This window comes from Caldimonas taiwanensis NBRC 104434, assembly GCF_001592165.1.
Classification (GTDB): Bacteria; Pseudomonadota; Gammaproteobacteria; order Burkholderiales; family Burkholderiaceae_C; genus Caldimonas; species Caldimonas manganoxidans.
The window spans coordinates 19,647-39,673 of sequence record NZ_BCWK01000003.1; the positions used below are offsets into that span (position 1 = coordinate 19,647).

The following is a 20,027-nucleotide window of genomic DNA, read 5'->3' on the forward strand; positions in this document are numbered from 1 at the left end:
CCCGCTTCGGCCCCCTCGCATCAGATCCCTGCGTCAAAACAGCTCGGCCTGGCGTGCGTCACCAGGAGGTCGGAAAGCCGTCGCATCCAGACGCGGTGCGTGGCGCGCCAGCCCGGCGCGGGCGCAGGCTTTGTCCACGCGCTGGGCGATGAGCTGCGCCCACACCCCCTGACCCTTCATGCGCACGCCGAATTCGGCCTCATAGTCCTTGCCGCCCCGCAACTCACGCACCCGTGCCATGATGCGTGCGGCCCGCTGCGGCAGATGATCTTGCAGCCAGCGCTGAAACAAAGGGCTCACCTCCCACGGCAGCCGCAACACGGTGTAGTGAATCGACCTGGCGCCGGCCTCGGCTGCCGCCTGGACGAGCCGCTCGATCTCCGGCTCGTTCAAAAAAGGAATGATCGGGGCGACATTCACGCCCACCGGCACACCGGCGCGCGCCAGAGTCCGCACCGTCTGCAATCGGCGGTGGGGCGCCGCCGCACGGGGCTCCAGACGGCGACTCAGCGCCGCATCGAGTGTCGTCACGCTCACGAAGACCATGGCCCTGCGCTCGGCCGCATCGGCGGCAATCAGGTCCAGGTCCCGTTCCACCCCTGAGGACTTGGTAACGATGGTGTAAGGGTGTTTGCAGCGGTGCAACACCTCCAGCACCGCCCGCGTGATCCGCAAGCGACGCTCGATGGGCTGATAGGCATCGGTCGCCGAGCCGATATTGATCGGGCTGACTCGGTGCCTTGGTCGCGCCAGCTCCTGGGCCAGCACCTCGGCCGCGTTCACCTTGGCCACCAGCTTCGTTTCGAAATCCAGCCCGGGCGAAAGATTCAGGTAGCTGTGCGTGGGGCGGGCGTAACAGTAGATGCAGCCGTGCTCACAGCCCCGGTAGGGATTGATCGACCACTCGAAGGGAATGTCTGGGGAGTCGTTCGGGCTGAGCAGCGAGCGCACGCGCTCTTCCATCACCTCGCTGCGAGGAGGATGCGCGACGGCCCCCTCAGCGGCAGACTCGGCCTGCGCCCCCGGGGCCCATCCATCGTCAAACCATTCGCGCTCCTGGCTTTCGAAACGATGCGCCAGCCGCCAGCCCGTGCCGCGGCCCTTGATCACCACTGGAGACCATGGAGGTTCGGCCATGCCGGGACCCATCGGTAACTGTATAGATATACAGTATAGATGCCGAACCGCTGGAAGTCCAGGCCGGCGGCTCAGCGTCCACCCGGCCCGCGGACCGTGCGAACGCCGGGCCGCCGCATCAAGCTGCGCACAACTGCGCCTTGGCGGCCAGATACTCGCTGCGTAAACGCTCGATCAACACGCGCGCGGGCACCACCTCTTTGATGGCCCCCACCCCTTGGCCGGCGCCCCAGATGTCCTTCCAGGCCTTTTTCGCCCCTTCGCCGCCGAAATTCATCTTGCTCGGGTCGCTGACGGCCAGATTGTCCGGATCCAACCCGGCACGCACGATGGAGCCGCGCAAATAATTGCCGTGCACCCCGGTGAAAAGGTTCGAATAGACGATGTCCTGGCTGGTGCTTTCGGTGATCATGCGCTTGTATTCATCGACGGCGCGCGCCTCTTCGGTGGCGATGAAAGCCGAGCCGATGTAAGCGAAGTCCGCCCCCATGGCCCGCGCCGCCAAGATCGCGCGCCCCGTGGCAATCGCCCCGGACAGCGCCAAGGGGCCGTCGAACCACTCCCGAATCTCTTGCACCAGCGCGAAAGGACTGGTCGTGCCTGCATGACCGCCGGCCCCGGCCGCCACGGCAATCAAGCCATCCGCCCCTTTGTCGATGGCTTTGCGGGCAAAGGTGTTGTTGATGATGTCGTGCAACACGACTCCACCCCAGCGATGCACCGCCTCGTTCACATCCGTGCGGGCCCCCAACGAGGTGATGATGATGGGCACCTTGTACTTCTCGCACAAGGCCATGTCGTGCTCGAGCCGGTCATTGCTCTTGTGCACGATCTGGTTGATCGCAAACGGGGCGGCCGGGCGGTCCGGATGCTGGCGGTTATAAGCCGCCAGCGTCTCGGTGATCTCGGCCAGCCACTCGTCCAGCTGAGAGGCCGGCCGCGCATTGAGCGCCGGCATCGAACCCACGATGCCGGCCTTGCACTGCTCGATCACGAGCCGTGGATTGCTGATGATGAACAACGGCGAGCCGATGACTGGCAGCGGCAAGTTCTGAAGGATGGTCGGCAAAGGCACGGGATGCTCCTCGAGACTCAGAATGCTTCGATGTCCAAGCCCATGACGCTGTCGGCGCCATTGACGATCGCCTCACGCACCGCTGGCGCCTTGGCCAGGATGTGCTCGGCATAGAAGCGCGCCGTGGCGATCTTGGCCTGCATGAAGGCCGTGTCCTCGCCGGCAGCCAGCCGATCCTCGGCCACCATCAAGGCCCGCGCCATCTGCCAACCTGCCACCACATTGCCGGCAAGCATCAAATACGGCACGCTGCCGGCGTAGACCGCATTCGGTCGGCTCTTGGCTTGGGCCACGATGAAATCCACCACCTGCACGAAAGCTTCTCGGGCCGCTTGCAGGCGCTGGAGCATGGCACGGGCGGCCACACTGTCGCGACGGGCCAAGTCCGCCTCGGTGTTGGCGATCTGCGCAGCGATGGCCTTGGCCACCTGGCCCCCATCGCGCACCGTCTTGCGGCCCACCAAATCATTGGCTTGGATCGCCGTGGTGCCCTCATAGATGGGCAAAATGCGAGCGTCTCGGTAATGCTGGGCGGCCCCCGTCTCCTCGATGAAGCCCATCCCCCCGTGCACCTGCACCCCCAGGCTGGTCACCTCCAAGCTCATCTCGGTGCTGTAGCCCTTGACCAGCGGCACCATGAACTCATAGAAAGCCTGATTGCGCTGGCGCTCCTTCTCGTCCGGGTGTGCATGAGCCGCGTCATAGGCCGCTGCGGCAGTGATGGCCATCGCACGGCAGCCTTCCGTATAGGCGCGCATCGTCATCAACATCCGGCGCACATCCGGATGGTGGATGATCGGCGCGCTGCCAGGCCGAGACCCGTCCACCGGCCGCGACTGGATACGCTCCTTGGCATACGCCGCTGCCAACTGATAAGCCCGCTCGGCCACCGCAATGCCTTGGACACCCACGGCATAGCGAGCCGCGTTCATCATGATGAACATGTACTCCAGACCGCGGTTTTCCTGACCCACCAGGTAACCCACCGCGCCGCCGTGGTCGCCAAACTGCAACACTGCCGTCGGGCTGGCCTTGATGCCAAGCTTGTGCTCGATGCTCACGCAGTGCACATCGTTGCGTTCACCGATCGACCCATCGGGCCGAACCAAGAACTTCGGCACGATGAACAACGAGATGCCCTTCACCCCTTCGGGCGCGCCGGTGACACGCGCCAGCACGAGATGGACGATGTTCTCGGCCATGTCATGCTCACCGTAAGTGATGAAGATCTTGGTGCCAAACAGCTTGTAGGTGCCATCTGGCTGTGGCTCGGCGCGCGTGCGCACCAGCGCCAGGTCCGAACCCGCTTGCGGCTCGGTGAGGTTCATCGTGCCGGTCCACTGCCCCGAGATCATCTTGGGAATGTAGGTGCGCTGCTGCTCGGGCGAGCCGGCGGTCAACAAGGCCTCGATCGCCCCATCGGTCAGCAGCGGACACAGTGCAAAACTCAGATTGGCACTGTTGATCATCTCGATGCAGGCCGCACCGATGGTCTTGGGCAGGCCCTGACCACCGAAGTCGGTCGGGTGCTGCAGACCCTGCCAGCCCCCTTCTGCAAACTGACGGAAAGCCTCCTTGAAGCCAGGCGTCGTGAAGACTTGCCCGTCCTTCCAGGCGCTGGGGTTGCGGTCGCCTTCCACATTGAGCGGAGCGACCACCCCCTCATTGAACCGGGCGCATTCCTCCAGAACGGCCTGGGCGGTTTCCACGCCGGCATCCTCGAAACCAGGCAGCTTGGCCACCTCGTCCAAACCAGCCAGCTCCTTCATGCAAAACAGCATGTCCTTGACGGGGGCACGGTAAGTCACGGCATCTCCTCGCTTGTCACTCGACGGACAACTTGTGCACCAGGCGGAAAAAAGACCCGTGGCCTGTGCAGCGGGCGCACGGGTCTGGCGGGCCGCAACATCCCGATGTCACGGCCCGTTGTGGATCTCACAGGCTCTTGACCAGCTCCGGCACGGCTTCGAACAGGTCGGCCTCCAGGCCATAGTCGGCCACGGAAAAGATCGGGGCCTCGGGATCCTTGTTGATCGCCACGATCACCTTGGAGTCCTTCATGCCCGCCAGATGCTGAATCGCCCCGCTGATGCCCGCGGCGATGTACAGCTGCGGCGCCACGATCTTGCCCGTCTGACCGACCTGCCAGTCGTTGGGCGCGTACCCCGCGTCCACCGCCGCCCGGCTGGCGCCCAGCGCGGCCCCGAGCTTGTCGGCCAGCGGCGTCAGCACCTCGTTGAACTTCTCGGCCGAGCCCAGCGCACGGCCACCCGAGACGATGATCTTGGCGGCGGTGAGCTCCGGACGGTCGCTCTTGGTGACTTCGCGACCCACGAAGCTGGACAACCCCGAATCACTCACCGCCGCCACGCTTTCCACGCTTGCTGCACCGCCAGTGGCCGGCGCCGCGTCGAACGCCGTGGTGCGCACCGTGATGACCTTGACCGCATCGGCGCTTTGCACCGTCGCGATCGCGTTGCCGGCATAAATGGGCCGCTCGAAGGTGTCCGGCGACACCACCTTGGTGATGTCCGAAATCTGCGCAACGTCCAACTTGGCCGCCACCCTGGGGGCGGCGTTCTTGCCGTGAGCAGTGGCCGGAAAGAGGATGTGGCTATAACCTTGGGCCACGGCCAGCACTTGGGCCGCCACGTTCTCGGCCAGTTGTGCATCGAGTTGCGGCGCATCGGCATGCAACACCTTGGTCACACCGGCGATCTGGGCCGCTTGCCGAGCCGCTTCCCCGACGTTGTGACCCGCCACCAACACATGCACTTCCGACCCGCAGGCCAACGCAGCCGTCACCGTATTGAACGTGGCCCCTTTGAGGGCGCCGTGCTCGTGCTCTGCAATGACAAGAATGGACATGACCGAACTCCTCAAATGACCTTGGCTTCGTTCTTGAGCTTGCTGACCAGCGTGGCCACGTCGGGCACCTTCACACCGGCGCTGCGCTTGGGAGGCTCAGCCACCTTCAGGGTTTTCAGACGCGGGCTGACGTCAACCCCGAGATCCGCCGGCTTGAGCACCTCCAGGGGCTTCTTCTTGGCCTTCATGATGTTGGGCAGCGTCACATAGCGCGGCTCGTTCAAGCGCAGATCGGTGGTCACGATGGCCGGCAATTGCAGCTTCACCGTCTCCAGGCCACCGTCGACCTCGCGGGTGACGACCACGGCCCCATCGACCACTTCGACCTTGCTGGCAAAGGTCCCCTGCGGGCGATCGAGCAATGCCGCCAGCATCTGCCCCGTCTGGTTGCAATCGTCATCGATGGCTTGCTTGCCCAAGATGATGAGCTGGGGCTGCTCCTTGTCGACCACTGCCTTGAGCAGCTTGGCCACGGCCAACGGCTGCAACTCGGCATCGGTCTCGACGAGTATGGCCCGGTCCGCCCCAATGGCCATCGCCGTGCGCAGCGTTTCCTGGCATTGCGCCACGCCGCAAGACACTGCCACGATCTCGCTGACCACCCCCTTTTCCTTCAGACGGGTGGCTTCTTCCACCGCGATCTCGTCAAAGGGGTTCATGCTCATCTTGACGTTGGCGATGTCCACCCCCGTGCCGTCGGACTTCACACGCACCTTGACGTTGTAGTCCACGACGCGCTTGACTGCGACCAGTGCCTTCATGCGACGCTCTCCTTCGGATTGACGTAAACGTAACATCCCATTCTATGGTGCAGCGCACAGCCGGACTGTTGTCCTGGCGACAAGCGTGCTCGGGTTAACCCTAGGCATCGCAGCCTGCACAAAATAGAACGATCGTTCGATTTTGTGCATTCTAACGGATCCCCCCCCAGGGCCGTCCAGTCACCCAGCTTGGAGTCGGGTCTCCAAGCCCCACACTGCAGCGCCTCGACCGCCTCACTGCGGCCTTGCTCCGTCGGCCCCGACCTGCCTTTGATCGGCACGAAGCCAGCGTCCAGCCAACCTCCCCGCGCGCGCAACGGCCGCATCGGCGTGATGGCCCCGCAAGCCAGGCTGTGCTGCGCGCTTCCAGAGCCGGCCGAACCGTTGGTTGGAGTCCAACCATGTCCTGTGTGTGCCCTGCCGTGGCCGCGCGGACTGCGCGAGTTCTGGCGAGCGTGCCGGGGCTGGAGCCTTGCGTGACGCCCTGCGCGGACCAACCCGGCCTCAATCCCCAGCCGCGGCCTCAATCCCCAGCCGGTGACAAACGGAACTCTTTCACCGTGGGCCGCGCCGCCAGCGTCGACGCCAGCCGCGAGAGGCTGTCGCCGGCTCGTGAGCGCACGGTCATGCGGTACTCGAAGATCCTTCCTTCAGCCTCGAGCCGGTAGCTCAGGTTTGCAATCGAAAAGCCATGGGCCTCGAGCAACTGGCGCAGCTCGCTTTCGGGCATCACGTGGTCGCGCTCGAAACACACGCTGAAATGAGCATGCTGGCGCGTGGGCATGCGTCCTTCGATCAAGCGGAACACGGCCAGCACACCCAGGGTGATGAGCGTCGCCAACGCCGCGGCAAAGAAGAATCCCACGCCGATCAGAATGCCCACCGCGGCAGTGACCCAGATCGAGGCCGCCGTCGTGAGCCCTCGCACCGACAGGCCTTCCTTGAAAATCACGCCCGCCCCCAAGAAGCCGATGCCCGTCATGATCCCCTGAGCCATGCGCGTGGGATCGATCTGGGCCCGCATCGCCGCTGGACCGGCAAACCACTCGGCATGGAACACCGTGATGAGCATCAGCAGGCTAGAGGCCAAACAGACCAAGGTATGCGTCCGGAACCCCGCTGGGCGCCCGTGGTAGCTTCGCTCCAGGCCGATGACCGCTCCGGCCAATACAGCGCCCAGCAAATGAAGGCTGGTCTCTCTGTAGACGGGAGGCACTTGGGTCAGCAACTCATTCATGCACCCATCATGCCCAACACGCGCCCCCGCTGTCCAGCCGACCGTCCGCGACACATCTGGCCGCACCGATCGGACTGCCACTGGCGGGGCATGGCCTACAATAGCGGATGACGGGCCTCCTCGCATGGGAGCATGGCCAACCGGGTCAGGTCGGGAACGAAGCAGCCCTAACCATCGCGAACAGTGCCGGGGTTAAGGCTCGTCACCCGAATCCGTCGGTTTCGGGCTTCGTCGGCCCTGCAACAGGCGCATGCGCCCAGCCGCAGCGGATCATGCGGCCCGCCAGCGCCAGCGGCGCATCCCGGGATGCGCCGCAAGGCGTCCACAGCGCCTGCCCACACCACCACGGCTGCGCCTCGGTTGACGAGCGCTGCTCAGGTCATTCGGTACTTGAACTGTCCGTCCTTGCCCACGCTGGCCTTGATGCGCCCCACGGCTTGACCTTCGGCCATGCGGGCGAGCACCAATTGCGCCAGCTCCGGCAACAAACTGCCGCCCAGCAGGTGATCGACATTGCGGGCCCCGGTGTCCACTTCCGTGCATCGGGCCAGCACGGCCTCGACCAAGTCATCGCCATACTCGAAGCGGGCGCCATGTTGGGCATGGAAGCGTTCACCGATGCGGTCCAGCTTCAAACGGATGACCCGCTCGAGCACCTCATCGGACAGGGGGTAGAACGGCACGACCTTCAAACGCCCCAGGAAGGCCGGCTTGAAAGCCTTGTACAACTGCGGCCTGAGCAGCTCCTCCAGGCGCTCCGGGCTAGGCCTTTCGCTCTCGTCTTTGTTCAGGCAGGCCTGCATCAAGGTCGATGAACCCACATTGGACGTGAGGATGATGAGGGTGTTGCGAAAATCGATCTCGCGGCCTTCAGCGTCCTCCATCACGCCTTTGTCGAAGACCTGGAAAAACAGCTCCAGCACATCGGGGTGAGCCTTCTCCACCTCGTCGAGCAGCACCACACTGTAAGGCTTGCGGCACACCGCCTCCGTGAGGACACCGCCTTCTCCGTAGCCCACATAACCCGGCGGCGAGCCCTTCAGGCCAGAAACACTGTGCGCCTCTTGGTATTCACTCATGTTGATGGTGATGAGGCTGCGCTCCCCACCGTAGAGCGCATCGGCCAAAGCCAACGCGGTTTCGGTCTTGCCCACGCCACTGGGGCCCACGAACAAAAAGACCCCCTGGGGCTTGTTCGGATCTTCCAACCCGGCCCGGGCGGTACGCACGCGCTGAGCGATGGCAGCCAGGGCATGGGACTGTCCGATGACCCGCTCCTCCAACGCTTGTTGCAGCTGCAACACGGCTTGGATATCGTCCTTGACCATGCGGCCCAAAGGAATGCCGGTCCAGTCCGAGACGATCTGGGCCACGACCTGCGCATCCACCTGCACCGGCACCAAGGGCGTGTCGCCTTGGATGACGGCCAACTCCGACAACTTGGCCTGCAGTGCGGCTTGCCAGGGCGTCAAGGACAAAGGTTCGTTTTTCTTGCGCGACTTGCCAGCCGGCGGCGCAGGCTCAGCGCCCAGCGCTGCGGGCGTCGACGGCGCGCCCGCCTCGTCTGCCCCACGTTCGAGACGCTCACGCAACTCATCGATCTCGGCCACCAAGGCCTTTTCCTGCTCCCAACGGCTCAGGTCGGCCTCCAGGCGGGCCTGGATCGCTTGGGATTGTGTGTCCAGCTCGGCCAAGCGGCTGCGTTGATCCACGCCTTGCGCGGCTTCCTTCTGCAAAGCCTGACGCTCGGCTTCCAGAGCCGCGAGTCGGCGGCGGGCTTCATCGATCACCGCTGGCGTGGCATTGCGCCCCAAGGCCACCCTGGCACACGCCGTATCCAGCACCCCCACGGCCTTGTCCGGCAACTGACGCGAGGTGATGTAGCGGTGAGACAGACGGACGGCCTCAGTGACGGCCTGGTCGCAAATGCGCACACCGAAATGTCGCTCCATCAGCGGAACCATCGCGCGCAACATGTCCGCTGCCACGGCCTCGGACGGTTCTTCCACCTTGACGACCTGAAAGCGACGCGCCAAGGCAGCGTCCTTCTCGAAGTACTTTTTGTATTCACTCCAGGTGGTGGCTGCCACCGTGCGCAGTTCCCCCCGGGCCAGTGCTGGCTTGAGCAGATTGGCCGCGTCGTTTTGCCCGGCCTGCCCTCCCGCACCGATCAAGGTGTGGGCCTCATCGATGAACAGAACGATCGGTCGCGGATTGCGTTTGACCTCATCGATGACCTGCTGAAGCCGGTGTTCGAACTCCCCCTTGACGGAGGCGCCAGCCTGCAGCAAGCCCAAATCGAGCACATGCAACGCAACGTCTCGCAAAGGCCCAGGAACGTCTCCCGAAGCGATGCGCAAGGCCAAGCCTTCGACCACCGCCGTCTTGCCCACGCCAGCCTCTCCGGTGAGGATGGGATTGTTCTGACGCCGTCGCAGCAGGATGTCGATGACTTGACGGATTTCGGACTCCCGACCGATCACTGGATCGATCTGTCCCTCGCGGGCTCGCTGTGTGAGGTTGACCGTGTAACGATCCAATGCCGGCGTGCTGGCGCAGGCTGCAGCGCCCCCATCCGGTGACGATGCTGCAACCGGTGAGGATGCAATGCCAGCGGCTTCGGCCGAGCCGGCAGTCAGTTCGTCGAGGCGGTGTTTCAGGTCCTCCACGGGGATGCGCAACAACGCCGATGAGGCCCGAGCGGCCATCTGCCGCAATCCGGGATCGGTCAGCAATGCCAAGAGCAAATGCGCGCTGCGAATGCGCGCCACCTGGCTATCGAGCGATGCAATCAGCCAAGCATGCTCCAACCATTGCGGCAGACGCTGCGAGAACACGGGGGTTCGTGTATTGCCGCTGGGCAGCTGCCGCAGCGCGGACTCGAGATCCCGGCGCAGCCCTGCGGCCGACACCTCACGACGCGCACAGATCAAGCTCAGGTCGCTGCGAGGCTCGTCGAGCAAGGCCAGCAAGAGGTGCTCGATATCCACCTCGTGGTGCCCATGAGCCATGCACAAATTGGCCGCCCGTTCAGCCGCCTGCCGCGTCAGCTCGTTGAGCTTGGTAATCAAGGTCTTGAGGGATACAGACATGGTCGATGTCCAAAGAATGAAAGATTCACACCGCCGACAGCGCGTCGTAGGCCAGATCGTCGCGATCCTGGGTCGCGGGTTTGCTACAGAGGAACGTCGTCCATCCCAACCGTGGGACCAGAGCGTCAGACCGCGAGCTCAACACCGTGGGCCGAACGTCCTGCTGCCGCAGGCACAAGCGCACTTCGAACTCCAATGACACGCCGCAGACCAAGGTCAGCAGTCGCTGTAGGGCTCGCGCGCCGGTGGCTCCCGGCAGAAAATGGTCATAGCGCCGCCGCTCCAGGGGGCCTAGGTGCAAGCGCACACGCAAGTCGCGCTGCCACAGGCGTTCGCCCAGAACCGCGTTACGCCCCAGGGCCACATCGCTGTGACCGAGCACACTTCGCGCCGACGTGGGCAATCGAACCCAACGGCCCACGAACGATTCCACCCGAACGGGAATGCCGAAATGCGCTCCGATCCAAGACTCCAACTGCGATGCCGACACCTGCCGGCGCTGCAGGGCCCCTGCCCAATAGGCCACCGACTCGTCGTGCAAACCAGCCCCTGGCCCATCGAGCAGACGGTTGCGTAACGCGGACTGCCCCAGCCCTGCCAAGGACAAAACCATGGGCAAGAACCCCTCGGCTCGGTCGGACTCATACGACAGGGCCAAGCGATGCTTCTTCCATGCCTGGTAGAACAAGCCAAGGGCTCGGTGATTGAAGATGTCAAGGAAAGCGCGTGCTGCGCCATCACGCTTGAACACCTCGCGACGCACGAGTGTTTCGGTGTAGTGCAGCGGCAAGGTGCCGTGCACGCCCAGCAGCCCCATGAACGCAGGCGTGATCTCGATGCGCTCCAACCCTGCACTGGCGGCTTGCTCCTGCGACGCCTCTCGGACGACCTGAAGGTCCTCGATTTCACTGGCCGGAAAACTCAGCGACAGCGAGCTGCGAAATCGGAGCCGATGCGCAAGAATGCCCTGCTCGTCCAGGCCATCGCGCGCCGACAGCCAACGCGACAACAGGCGCACGGCCTGAAAGAACTCGTGTCGATGTGGCTCTTCCAGCAGCCGATCGATCACACGAGGGATTGAGCGCCGCTGCGGGGAGAGCATGACAGAAGTTCTTCGCCGGTGTGGGCGGAGACCAGCCGCAACCGTGTGAAGCTGTTGAGATGGGTATACAAACCAAAGAATCGGTGGAGCACCTCGGCGAACACATGCAGCCCCACGCCGACGAAACTGGTTTCATCGATGGTCAGACGGATGTCGGTTCCGCGCACGAAAGTGGCATAGGGCTTGCCTGGCAACCAGGCCACCGCAGGCTGATGCTGCACGGCCACCAGGCCATCGATCTGGCGCTGATTGGCAGCATTGCGCGGCAAATCGTACAGCCGCAACATTTCCTTGAGGGCATCGATGCCCCCCTGACTGAGTGAGAGATGGTTGAGCGACAGGTGAGAAATGAGCCGCCACAAAGCGCCTTGCCCGCGTGAAAACCTCAAGCTCGGGCTGGGCCGGCGCAACAGCCGAATCTCTTGGGCGGCACTGCCCCCCTCGACGAAGAGATCACCTCCTGGCTGCCCGATTGCCAGCTGGGTGGGCAAGTCTCGGTTGGTCGCCCACACCTCCAGTGACAAAGTCTCTTGCACCGCCCAGCTGGGTTGAAAGTCTGCATCCACCAGCCCCAGTTCCAACTCATATCCAGGGCTTTGTGAGGCCGTTCGCTCGTCGCGCTGGGTGTACCAATAGCAGGCCTTGGGTTGGACACGCTCCCCATCACGCAGCAAGTCGTCGTGGCGCAAAGAATAAAACGGGCGAAACTCCTGAACGGACTCGCCTTGCGCAGACTGGCGCACACACCACACCCTCTGAATCCCATACACCTCATAGGCATACGCCCGACGCGCATCGACCACCACCGGATACATCGTTCGAGCATGGGTCACCCGGATGGGGTCGGCCGGCGTTCGGAACAAGTTGACCACCGGCGTGCACCCGAGTTGGAGATGTTGGGCATCGAGATCTTCCAGAAGTCGGGCCGCATCAGAATCACCGCGCATGCCCGTCAATGGAATGTGCAGGATCAGGTGCGTCCCCTTGATGGCCATGTCCCTGCCAGTGCCTTGCGATGGAAGCGACACAGGCAGGTCCACGAAATTGAACTTTTCCGGATAGGCGAAGTATTCCGTGAGCAAGCGATAGGCCACATGCGACCGTGGATCGAGCTCCACGATCGACTCATGGTCCTCGAAGCCGACCAACCGCGGCCGCATCCCTGTCAGCTTCGACACCCCCTGTCCATCACCGGACTGCAAAATCACATCCAGTGACTTGGAACACAGCGCCTCGCGTAAAACGCTCACCAGCGACGGCTCGCCATCGAGGTAGACGCGCAAGCACTTTCCCTGCCAATCCGCCAAAGAAAACTGTGGCGACAGGGACTCCAGATGAATGGACACGACTGCCGACGTCCCATCGGGCCAACGGCAGCCCGGCAGGGACGGTGGCGCCATCCGGAAGCTGGCTTCGGTCAACCTCACCGGCACCAATTCAACGTCGTAAGCCGTGCGGAACTGACACGCCACGCCCCGAATCGGTCGACTGCGCAACACCTCACCACGGGGAATGCGTACGACCCCATTCATCTGCGCGGCTGCCGATCCAAGACGGAACTGAGCCACGGAACACGAAGGAAATGGCCGAAGGTAATGAGGATAGAGGACCTCCAGCAGGGATTCCGTAAAGAGAGGGAAATCGTCCTCGACACGTTTGTGGATTCGCGCGGCCAGGAATGCGAACGATTCGATCAGTCGCTCGACATGAGGATCCTCGGCAGACTCGCCACTCAGTTGTAGACGGGAAGCGATCTTCGGGTACCGCTGCGCGAACTCCCTGGACTGATTGCGTAGAAACGCAAGCTCTCTCTCATAGTAGGGCAGTAGCTCTTCCACTTCAGACCTCGACAATGCGGTCTGCACCCGCGCAGCGAACGCGATAATGCTGCGTGGTCTGGCTCACCACCGCATCAAAGCTGACAGGCTCTTTCGATTGCTCTACCAGCAGCCACGCTCGAATGGAAAAATGCAGTTTTTGCTCAGCCACGGCCCCTGTCTCCAGAGTCACCTGCACTGCACTCAGCCTGGGCTCGTGGATGCCGATGGCACGCTCGATCGATTGACAGATGCGCCGCCGGTCTTCTGGGCTGGCCAGGCTCAGGCTGCTGAAATCCAGCATCCCATACGAGAGCACGGAGCGCTCGCTCAGCGGGTACCCCTCGAAGTCCTCGTCCGCTAAAGCGCAACGGGTGTTGAGCAAGGCCTCCAGGTCGCGAGCGACACAGTCCTTGATTTGCTCCAGCGACATTTGAAGCACGGCATGAGGACTGACCGAACCTCCATCGTCGTCGAGCAGGCAGTCCAAGAGCGAAGGACGATAGCGCAACATGAGGGGCGCAAGTGAAACGACGGGGCATCCGAGCTCAGAAAGAAAGGCGGACGTGCCGCCTTTCTCTTTCCGGAAGGAGCCTTGAGAATCAGCTGAAGTTCGGGACGTTCTTGGCCAGGTCCCAGGCCCCGGTGATGTTGACCTTGCCGGACTTGTCACCGGTGATGTTGAGTTCGTCGTAGGTCCAACGCACAGCCGAGTACTTCAGCGTGAACGTCTCGGAAGGAACGCCCTCACCATTGACCGTCGGCGCCACCGAAGAAACGATGACATTCTTCAATTCGATCTTCAAATACTGGTGACGGCTCTGAGTCCCCGACGGGCTGCCCACATTGTTCTTCCCGCCATGGGCCCGGTAAAAGTAGACGATGACATCACTGATGATGGTCCCGGCCGAGCAAGCCTGCAACAGCTTGGGCGTGGCACCGTCGATGTCCTTGGTGAAGACCATTTCACCATGTTCGCAGCGCTCTGCCGTATGCCCACCGGCCGTCGACGCCGTCGCAGACTTGGGTTGACGCACCAAGTGGCTCCAGGAGTAGACCTCGACGGAATCTTTGTGCTTGCTGTCGCGGGAATCGCCCTTGATGTCGCTACCCTTGAACTCGACGTAGATGTCCTTCGCCATGGAAAAAGTCCTCCGCTGAAAAGGTTGGAGCGTTGAGAATCAGCCCTTGCCACCCTGTGGCAATTCCGCCACGAGGCGCAAAGACACCGAAAGTTCGTCCAATTGGAAATGTGGACGAACGAAGGAGACCGCCCTGTACACCCCTGGACGGCCCGGAACTTCGGAGACCTGCACGGAGGCCTCTCTCAATGGAAACTGCGCTTTGGTCTCCTGAGATGCAGCGTCATCCGACGTGACGTACTGCGAGATCCATCGGTTCAGATAGTCTTCCACGTTGGCTGCCGACGCGAAGCTACCGATCTTGTCGCGCATCATCGCTTTCATGTAGTGCGCGATGCGGCACACCGCAAACATGTACTGCAGCTGCGCGGACAGCACCGCGTTGGCGTTGGCCGCATCCAAATCGTATTTGCGCGGCTTTTGCACCGACTGAGCACCGAAGAACGCGGCGTAGTCGGTGTGTTTGCAATGCACCAAGGGAATGAACCCCAGGTCGCTGAGCTCCTTTTCTCGCCGATCGGTGATCGAGATTTCCGTGGGGCACTTCAGAGCGATCTCACCATCGTCGGTCTTGAACGTGTGCGTCGGCAAATCTTCGACGAGCCCCCCACCTTCCACCCCGCGAATCGCGGCGCACCATCCATAATTTTCGAAAGCGGCAGTCAGTCGCGCGGCGAAGGCGTAAGCGCTGTTGACCCACAGGTAACGGTCATGGCAGCTGCCATCAACCGCCTCGACGAAGTTGAACCCCTCCACGGTGGTTCCATCTTTCGGGTTGTACGGCAGTCGCCCGAGGAAGCGCGGCAAGGTCAGACCGACATAGCGGGCGTCTTCCGAATCACGGAAGGATTTCCACTTGGCATATTCGACCGTGTCGAATACTTTGGCCAAATCGCGAGGCTTGCCCAGGTCGGTGAAGCTCTCCAACCCGAACAGCTCCGGCGACGCTGCAGAAATGAATGGCGCATGAGCCGCCGCCGCGACATGGGACATCTGCTCGATGAAGTACATGTCCTCGGGCTGACGACCAATCTCGTAGTCACCGATCAAGGCCCCGAAGGGCGCCCCGCCGAAGGTTCCGAACTCCTCTTCGTAGACCTTTTTGAAAAGCGTACTCTGGTCGAAGTCGATGGCCGTGTTGAAGTCACGCACGAGCTCCTTCTTCGTTGCGTGCATGACTTTGATTTTCATCATCGCTCCCGTGGAGGTGTGCTTGCACAGATAGTGCAAGCCGCGCCAAGATGATTCAAGACGCTGAAACTCCGGGGCATGCATCACCTCGCTGAGCTGGGCTGAGATGAGCTGGTCGATCTCAGCCACTCTGGCATCGAGCGTGGCCGACAGGTTCTCTGACAGAACCACGGTCCCCTTCAGGACCTCTCGCACCAACTCGGAAATGATGTCTCGCGCACGTTGATGTTCCGTCGGCGACTTGGCCACGCGGCTTTGTTCGACGATGCGGTCGAGCAAAGACTCCGACTCTGGCGCGGCTTCGGGTTGCGGCGCTTGCGCAAGGGCTTCGGCACTCATCACGTCACTCCTTCGTGGTCTGGGTTTCTTGGCCCAAGCGCTCGAGCTGCTCGGTGTTGCGCAACACTTCGTCGAGCAAATCCTCCAGCTTCTCGTTGCCTGCCAGCTTGTTACGCAGATCGGCCAGCCGGGTCCGCACCTCGAGCAGACGACGCAGCGGTTCCACTTGCTGCACCACGGATTCCGGACGGAAGTCGTCGATCTGCTTGAACTCCAGGTTGACGGCGAACTCCCCACCCTCCTCGCTCAAGACATTACGCACCCGAAACGACGCTCTCGGGGCCATGCCTGCCATGACGGCATCGAAGTTGTCGAGATCGATGTTGACGAACTTGCGATCCTTCAGCCGAGGCGGAGGCGTCTGGTCGGAAGGTTTTCCGATGAAATCACCCAGCACACCCACCACGAACGGCAACTCCTTCTGCTCGATGGCATCGCCGATCTCGACGTCGTAGGTCAACTGCACCCGAGGCGGACGCACCTTCTCGAGACGCTTTTGCACACTGTCTTTCTTGGCCATGGGACTCCCTGCGAAGAGGATGAAAGACGCTCACTGGAGAGCGCTGAATGGATTGCGCGACCCGGTGGATGCCGGTCGGGCCGTGGCAGGCTCCGCCGGACGCGCCGCCCGACTGGAGGCCGAGATGGATGAAGCCTCCCGGCGGCGGGTCACCACCGCAGGGCGCGCAGCCGGCGTCTGCACGGGTTCGGTCGCCACGATCACCGTCTCGCCTATGGCCTCTCGGATCGTCTGCGTGAGTGTCTGGGCTTCCTCGCGGGTGCTGCCCTGCACCGCATTGCCCTGCCGCAAATGGCTCAAAGCCAAGGCCGAAGCTCGCAAACCTGCCACCGCCATGATGCTGTGGGCCGTGGTGTCATTCACATCGCGCTGCAGGACTTCCTGCGCAGCGACCATGGCCTGGCCATAGCGCTTGGCCTCCAAATGCATCTGGGCCTGCTGAAGCCAGGGCTCCTTGGCTCCCGGGTGGGCGCGCGCCGCTTGCAACAGCAAATCGCTCGCCTTGGCCCAATCGCCGGCTTCCTGTGCAGTCCGGGCCTGAGCCAGCGCCTGCTGAAGATCCACTTGGGGCAGCTTGTCTTCGGTCCGTGACACGCTGGCACAGGCCGTCAAGCCTGCAACCACCAAGACCGCCCCGACGCGCCAAAGCGCCCCCTTGAATGCAATCAGGTCCATACCGAAGACCCCCTCACCTGCTGTTGCTGATCGTTGCGACCGGTTGCTTCACCTGCAATTGGATGCAGGCCCCGCACTCTCATCGTGTCGCTTGAATGGCTGCGGATTAAATCGCAGCTTGTGGGCTTGACGCTAGGGCTTCGAGGCGCTCGTTACACAGAATTACCTATTGATACAGCAAGTCACCATATCCCCCTGAACAGGTGAGTGCATCCGCGCTCGTCTTGCCTAGACTACGGCCGCTTTTCATCACAACAAGCATCGTCTCAGGGAAGAAAGCCATGTGGCATCGCGCACCGCCGGCACTTGCTTTGCTCGCCCGTGTTCTGTCTGTCGTGGCGCTGGCAGGTGTCGTCGGTTGCGCGAGCGCCGGCAAGGCAGTCGATGCGGCCAGCGCCCTCACGAGTGGGGCGCTGCGCCTGATCGGCTTGGCCCCGCAAGAATCCCCTCCACCAAACGCTCAACCTGCGCGCATTGCGGTGCGAATGCAGGCCAGCGAATCGCTCAACGTCGACGACCACGGCCGATCCCTGTCGCTGGTGATGCGCGTCTACAAGCTCAAAGGAATCCAGGCATTCGAGTCGGCACCGCAGGACGCGTTCACCTCGCCTGCCCGTGAACGCGAGCTGCTCGGCGACGAGCTGATCGAGGTGCGCGAAATTCAGATGCTGCCAGGGCAACACCGTGAATGGCACGAAGTTCTTCCTGCCGAGGCTACTCACCTGGGCATCGTGGCTTTATTCCATCACCCTGCTGCGCAGAGCTGGCGACTGACTTTCGATGCGAAGGACGCGGCGAAAACGGGCCTGTCGCTTGGTCTACACGCCTGCAGCCTCAGCGTGGCCATCGGCCGATCGACGACCTCGTCTGCAAACCCCGTTCCTTCTGCGCCGGCGGGCTGTCAGCGCGGATGAGGACTTGCAACACGGACCTGACAACGTGATTCCATCTTCCAAGATCCTATGGGGTGAAGGTCTCTTCCTGAGACCTCAGCATTTCCAACGGCAAGACGCCTATCACGAGTGGCGGCTTGCTCAAATGGCGCGCATCCTGCATCCATACGCCTGGGGGGTGAGGCACCTTCGCGTCGACGAAGACGCTTTGCAAAACGGCCTGCTGCAACTGTTGGAGATTCAAGCCGTGTTGCCAGATGGCGATCTCTACGACGCACCAGGAGATGACCTGCTGCCTCCTTCCTTGTCTTTGACCGAACTCGACCTACAGCAGTCCGAATTCACGTTTCATTTGTGCGTCGCCCCGATGCGTCGAATGGGCAACAACCATAGCCGTCTCGACGAGAACGAAGGCGTCGAGTTGCGGTTTCGACAAGACGCACACGTGCAAGCCAGCGACTGGTTCACCGACGCGGTCCCGGCCGAAGTCGTGGTCCTGCGTAAAGCGGCGCGCTTGCGTGCCAGCCACGATGCGCGAGAAGACACCGTCAGTTTTCCGGTGCTGCGCTTGCGGCGCAAAGGCAACGGTGGATTCGAAGTGGACCGTCGCTTCATTCCGCCTTCGGTGGCCATCGACTCCACCCCGGCGTTGCAGTCGATGCTCCGCCGGCTGCTCGATGCGCTACAAGCCAAGGCCGATGCGCTGATCGGCCTGCACCGAGAGCCGTCGAAAAACATCATCGAATTCAGATCCGGCGACGTGGCTTCATTCTGGCTGCTTCACACCGTCAACGCAGCCCACGCGTCCTTGACCCATTTGGCGCGCCACCCCGGTTTGCATCCCGAGCGCCTGTATCAGGCCTTGCTCCAATTGGCCGGCTCGCTCTTGACGTTCTCCAAGTCGTTCACGTTGTCGGACTTGCCCGCCTATGACCACCAGGACCCGGGCACTTGCTTTGCTCGCATCGATCACATCGTGCGGGAAATGCTAGAAGCCGTCATCTCCACACGATACTTTGCCATCGCGTTGCACGAGAGCAAGCCTTCATTCCACATCGGTCGCCTCGACAGTGAGCAAATCCAAGCCTCCACGGCCTTCTTCCTGGGCTTGTCGGCCGCACTGCCCGGCTCGGAGCTCATCGAGACCGCGCCCTTGCGCTTGAAGATCGGCGCGCCGGACGATGTGGAAAAACTCGTGCTGTCAGCCATGCCAGGCGTGCGGCTCATCCATGCTCAGCAGGTCCCTGCCGCTGTGCCGATTCGACCGGGCATGCACTACTTTTCGCTGGAGCCACGTGGCCCTCTTTACGAGCGCATGCTGCAAGCACAAGCGATCGCTCTGTACACCCCGCAGGGCTGGCCTGATCTGCGTCTCGAACTGATCGCCGTGAATCCATGAGCACTTCACCCCCCTCCCTTTTCGAAGACACCGAGCTGATGCCACCGGCGGAGGCCCCCTCCGGTGCGCCCGTCCAAACCGGCAAACTCGTCGATCTGCTCTACGAGGGCTTCTACCTGGTCTTTCTACTGAAGAATCGACATAGCCCGGCCGATGCCACCACTCTGCGGGAGAAGCTGAAGGAATTTCTCGCCGAGTTCGAGCGTCACTCGATTCAGCTCGATGCCAGCGCCGAAGACGTTCACCTCGCAAAGTACGCGTTTTGCGCGCTGGTGGATGAAACGATCCTGACCTCGGGCCTCAAGATCCGCGAGGACTGGGAGCGCCACCCCTTGCAGTTGCAGTTTTTCGGAGATCAACTCGCCGGGGAGAACTTCTTCGTGCATCTCGAGCGACTGCGTCAGCAAGGCAGCGCTCGTTTGGCCGCGCTCGAGGTCTTTCATTTGTGCCTGCTGCTCGGGTTTCAGGGGAAATACCTGCTCGAAGGGCAAGAGAAGCTGAGCTACTTGACGGCACGTCTGACCGACGAGATCACCCACATGAAAGGACGCAAAGCAAGCTTCGCTCCGCATTGGGCGCCTCCTGACCGCGTGCAACACGTGCTGCACACCGTGATTCCGCCGTGGATGCTGGCAGCTGGCTTTGTCTGCTTGGGACTGCTGGCGTTCATGGGGATTCGGACCCTGCTCGATCGGGCAACCCATACCGATCTCGCGGCCTACCAACAGCTCATTCAGCTTCCCCCCGAAGCCGCGCATCTGACGATCACACTGCCGTGA

17 protein-coding genes and 1 other RNA gene are annotated in these 20,027 nt (G+C 62.5%); 4 read left to right on the forward strand and 14 right to left on the reverse strand.

The genetic code is table 11. From position 1 onward, the window contains the following. Positions 1-33: 33 nt before the first annotated feature. The 6 genes from CTA01S_RS03435 to CTA01S_RS03460 all read right to left on the reverse strand — a co-directional run bounded on the left by CTA01S_RS03435 (position 34) and on the right by CTA01S_RS03460 (position 7,078). A complete protein-coding gene (locus CTA01S_RS03435) occupies positions 34-1,137 on the reverse strand; it encodes a PA0069 family radical SAM protein (RefSeq protein WP_062192631.1) in 1,104 nt (367 codons plus the stop codon). Between the two features lie 118 nt (positions 1,138-1,255). Further along, on the reverse strand, positions 1,256-2,212 hold the full coding sequence (locus CTA01S_RS03440) for an NAD(P)H-dependent flavin oxidoreductase (RefSeq protein ID WP_019559329.1): 957 nt from the start codon (positions 2,210-2,212) through the stop codon (positions 1,256-1,258). Between the two features lie 17 nt (positions 2,213-2,229). Continuing rightward, positions 2,230-4,020, reverse strand: a complete 1,791-nt coding sequence (locus CTA01S_RS03445; protein WP_062192229.1) for an acyl-CoA dehydrogenase — start codon at positions 4,018-4,020, stop codon at positions 2,230-2,232. 127 nt (positions 4,021-4,147) lie between these two features. Next, positions 4,148-5,080 (reverse strand): electron transfer flavoprotein subunit alpha/FixB family protein, encoded by a 933-nt coding sequence (locus CTA01S_RS03450; protein WP_019559327.1) that lies wholly within the window; start codon positions 5,078-5,080, stop codon positions 4,148-4,150. A gap of 11 nt (positions 5,081-5,091) precedes the next feature. Beyond that, the gene (locus CTA01S_RS03455) at positions 5,092-5,841 is read right to left on the reverse strand and encodes an electron transfer flavoprotein subunit beta/FixA family protein (RefSeq protein WP_019559326.1); all 750 of its coding nucleotides are present in this window, start codon (positions 5,839-5,841) and stop codon (positions 5,092-5,094) included. Between the two features lie 523 nt (positions 5,842-6,364). Next, positions 6,365-7,078 (reverse strand): MgtC/SapB family protein, encoded by a 714-nt coding sequence (locus CTA01S_RS03460; protein WP_062192233.1) that lies wholly within the window; start codon positions 7,076-7,078, stop codon positions 6,365-6,367. 109 nt (positions 7,079-7,187) lie between these two features. Between CTA01S_RS03460 and ffs the strand changes: the two genes are divergently transcribed. Further along, an RNA gene (gene ffs, locus CTA01S_RS03465) (signal recognition particle sRNA small type) lies at positions 7,188-7,285 on the forward strand. Positions 7,286-7,452: 167 nt separating this feature from the next. Here ffs and tssH read toward each other — a convergent pair. The 8 genes from tssH to CTA01S_RS03505 all read right to left on the reverse strand — a co-directional run bounded on the left by tssH (position 7,453) and on the right by CTA01S_RS03505 (position 16,956). Then, positions 7,453-10,170, reverse strand: a complete 2,718-nt coding sequence (tssH, locus tag CTA01S_RS03470; RefSeq protein ID WP_062192237.1) for a type VI secretion system ATPase TssH — start codon at positions 10,168-10,170, stop codon at positions 7,453-7,455. A 25-nt stretch (positions 10,171-10,195) separates the two neighbouring features. Continuing rightward, positions 10,196-11,272, reverse strand: coding sequence for a type VI secretion system baseplate subunit TssG (tssG, locus tag CTA01S_RS03475; RefSeq protein WP_062192240.1), 1,077 nt, complete (start codon positions 11,270-11,272; stop codon positions 10,196-10,198). Further along, complete coding sequence (gene tssF / locus CTA01S_RS03480; protein WP_062192243.1) at positions 11,236-13,110, reverse strand: type VI secretion system baseplate subunit TssF; 1,875 nt, start codon at positions 13,108-13,110, stop codon at positions 11,236-11,238. Before tssF ends, tssG begins: the two co-directional genes overlap by 37 nt. Position 13,111: 1 nt before the next feature. Next, positions 13,112-13,603 (reverse strand): type VI secretion system baseplate subunit TssE, encoded by a 492-nt coding sequence (gene tssE / locus CTA01S_RS03485; protein WP_019559320.1) that lies wholly within the window; start codon positions 13,601-13,603, stop codon positions 13,112-13,114. Positions 13,604-13,691: 88 nt separating this feature from the next. After that, entirely contained in the window at positions 13,692-14,231 is a 540-nt protein-coding gene (locus CTA01S_RS03490) for an Hcp family type VI secretion system effector (RefSeq protein ID WP_019559319.1), read from the reverse strand. Between the two features lie 39 nt (positions 14,232-14,270). Beyond that, a complete protein-coding gene (gene tssC, locus CTA01S_RS03495; RefSeq protein ID WP_019559318.1) occupies positions 14,271-15,761 on the reverse strand; it encodes a type VI secretion system contractile sheath large subunit in 1,491 nt (496 codons plus the stop codon). Between the two features lie 4 nt (positions 15,762-15,765). Continuing rightward, the gene (gene tssB, locus CTA01S_RS03500; RefSeq protein WP_019559317.1) at positions 15,766-16,281 is read right to left on the reverse strand and encodes a type VI secretion system contractile sheath small subunit; all 516 of its coding nucleotides are present in this window, start codon (positions 16,279-16,281) and stop codon (positions 15,766-15,768) included. A gap of 30 nt (positions 16,282-16,311) precedes the next feature. Further along, positions 16,312-16,956 (reverse strand): outer membrane protein assembly factor BamD, encoded by a 645-nt coding sequence (locus CTA01S_RS03505; protein ID WP_062192246.1) that lies wholly within the window; start codon positions 16,954-16,956, stop codon positions 16,312-16,314. A gap of 281 nt (positions 16,957-17,237) precedes the next feature. On the opposite strand from CTA01S_RS03505, the gene tssJ reads away from it, so the two are divergent. Genes tssJ through icmH form a run of 3 tightly spaced genes read left to right on the forward strand, consistent with a single transcriptional unit; the run spans position 17,238 to position 20,027 of the window. Further along, positions 17,238-17,870, forward strand: a complete 633-nt coding sequence (gene tssJ / locus CTA01S_RS03510) for a type VI secretion system lipoprotein TssJ (RefSeq protein ID WP_062192250.1) — start codon at positions 17,238-17,240, stop codon at positions 17,868-17,870. Between the two features lie 25 nt (positions 17,871-17,895). Next, entirely contained in the window at positions 17,896-19,248 is a 1,353-nt protein-coding gene (gene tssK, locus CTA01S_RS03515; RefSeq protein ID WP_026329908.1) for a type VI secretion system baseplate subunit TssK, read from the forward strand. Further along, positions 19,245-20,027 carry a type IVB secretion system protein IcmH/DotU gene (icmH, locus tag CTA01S_RS03520; RefSeq protein WP_019559313.1) on the forward strand — a complete coding sequence of 261 codons (783 nt, stop codon included), beginning with the start codon at positions 19,245-19,247 and terminating at the stop codon, positions 20,025-20,027. Before tssK ends, icmH begins: the two co-directional genes overlap by 4 nt.

Bases quoted from the DNA above. Each gene is read 5' to 3' on its own strand.
- CTA01S_RS03490 (WP_019559319.1), bottom strand. From the start codon at position 14,231: ATGGCGAAGGACATCTACGTCGAGTTCAAGGGTAGCGACATCAAGGGC.
- CTA01S_RS03435 (WP_062192631.1), bottom strand. From the start codon at position 1,137: ATGGCCGAACCTCCATGGTCTCCAGTGGTGATCAAGGGCCGCGGCACG.
- tssG (WP_062192240.1), bottom strand. From the start codon at position 11,272: ATGCTCTCCCCGCAGCGGCGCTCAATCCCTCGTGTGATCGATCGGCTG.
- CTA01S_RS03455 (WP_019559326.1), bottom strand. From the start codon at position 5,841: ATGAAGGCACTGGTCGCAGTCAAGCGCGTCGTGGACTACAACGTCAAG.
- tssJ (WP_062192250.1), top strand. From the start codon at position 17,238: ATGTGGCATCGCGCACCGCCGGCACTTGCTTTGCTCGCCCGTGTTCTG.
- tssE (WP_019559320.1), bottom strand. From the start codon at position 13,603: ATGTTGCGCTATCGTCCTTCGCTCTTGGACTGCCTGCTCGACGACGAT.
- CTA01S_RS03505 (WP_062192246.1), bottom strand. From the start codon at position 16,956: ATGGACCTGATTGCATTCAAGGGGGCGCTTTGGCGCGTCGGGGCGGTC.
- tssB (WP_019559317.1), bottom strand. From the start codon at position 16,281: ATGGCCAAGAAAGACAGTGTGCAAAAGCGTCTCGAGAAGGTGCGTCCG.
- tssC (WP_019559318.1), bottom strand. From the start codon at position 15,761: ATGAGTGCCGAAGCCCTTGCGCAAGCGCCGCAACCCGAAGCCGCGCCA.
- CTA01S_RS03460 (WP_062192233.1), bottom strand. From the start codon at position 7,078: ATGAATGAGTTGCTGACCCAAGTGCCTCCCGTCTACAGAGAGACCAGC.
- CTA01S_RS03450 (WP_019559327.1), bottom strand. From the start codon at position 5,080: ATGTCCATTCTTGTCATTGCAGAGCACGAGCACGGCGCCCTCAAAGGG.
- icmH (WP_019559313.1), top strand. From the start codon at position 19,245: ATGAGCACTTCACCCCCCTCCCTTTTCGAAGACACCGAGCTGATGCCA.
- tssH (WP_062192237.1), bottom strand. From the start codon at position 10,170: ATGTCTGTATCCCTCAAGACCTTGATTACCAAGCTCAACGAGCTGACG.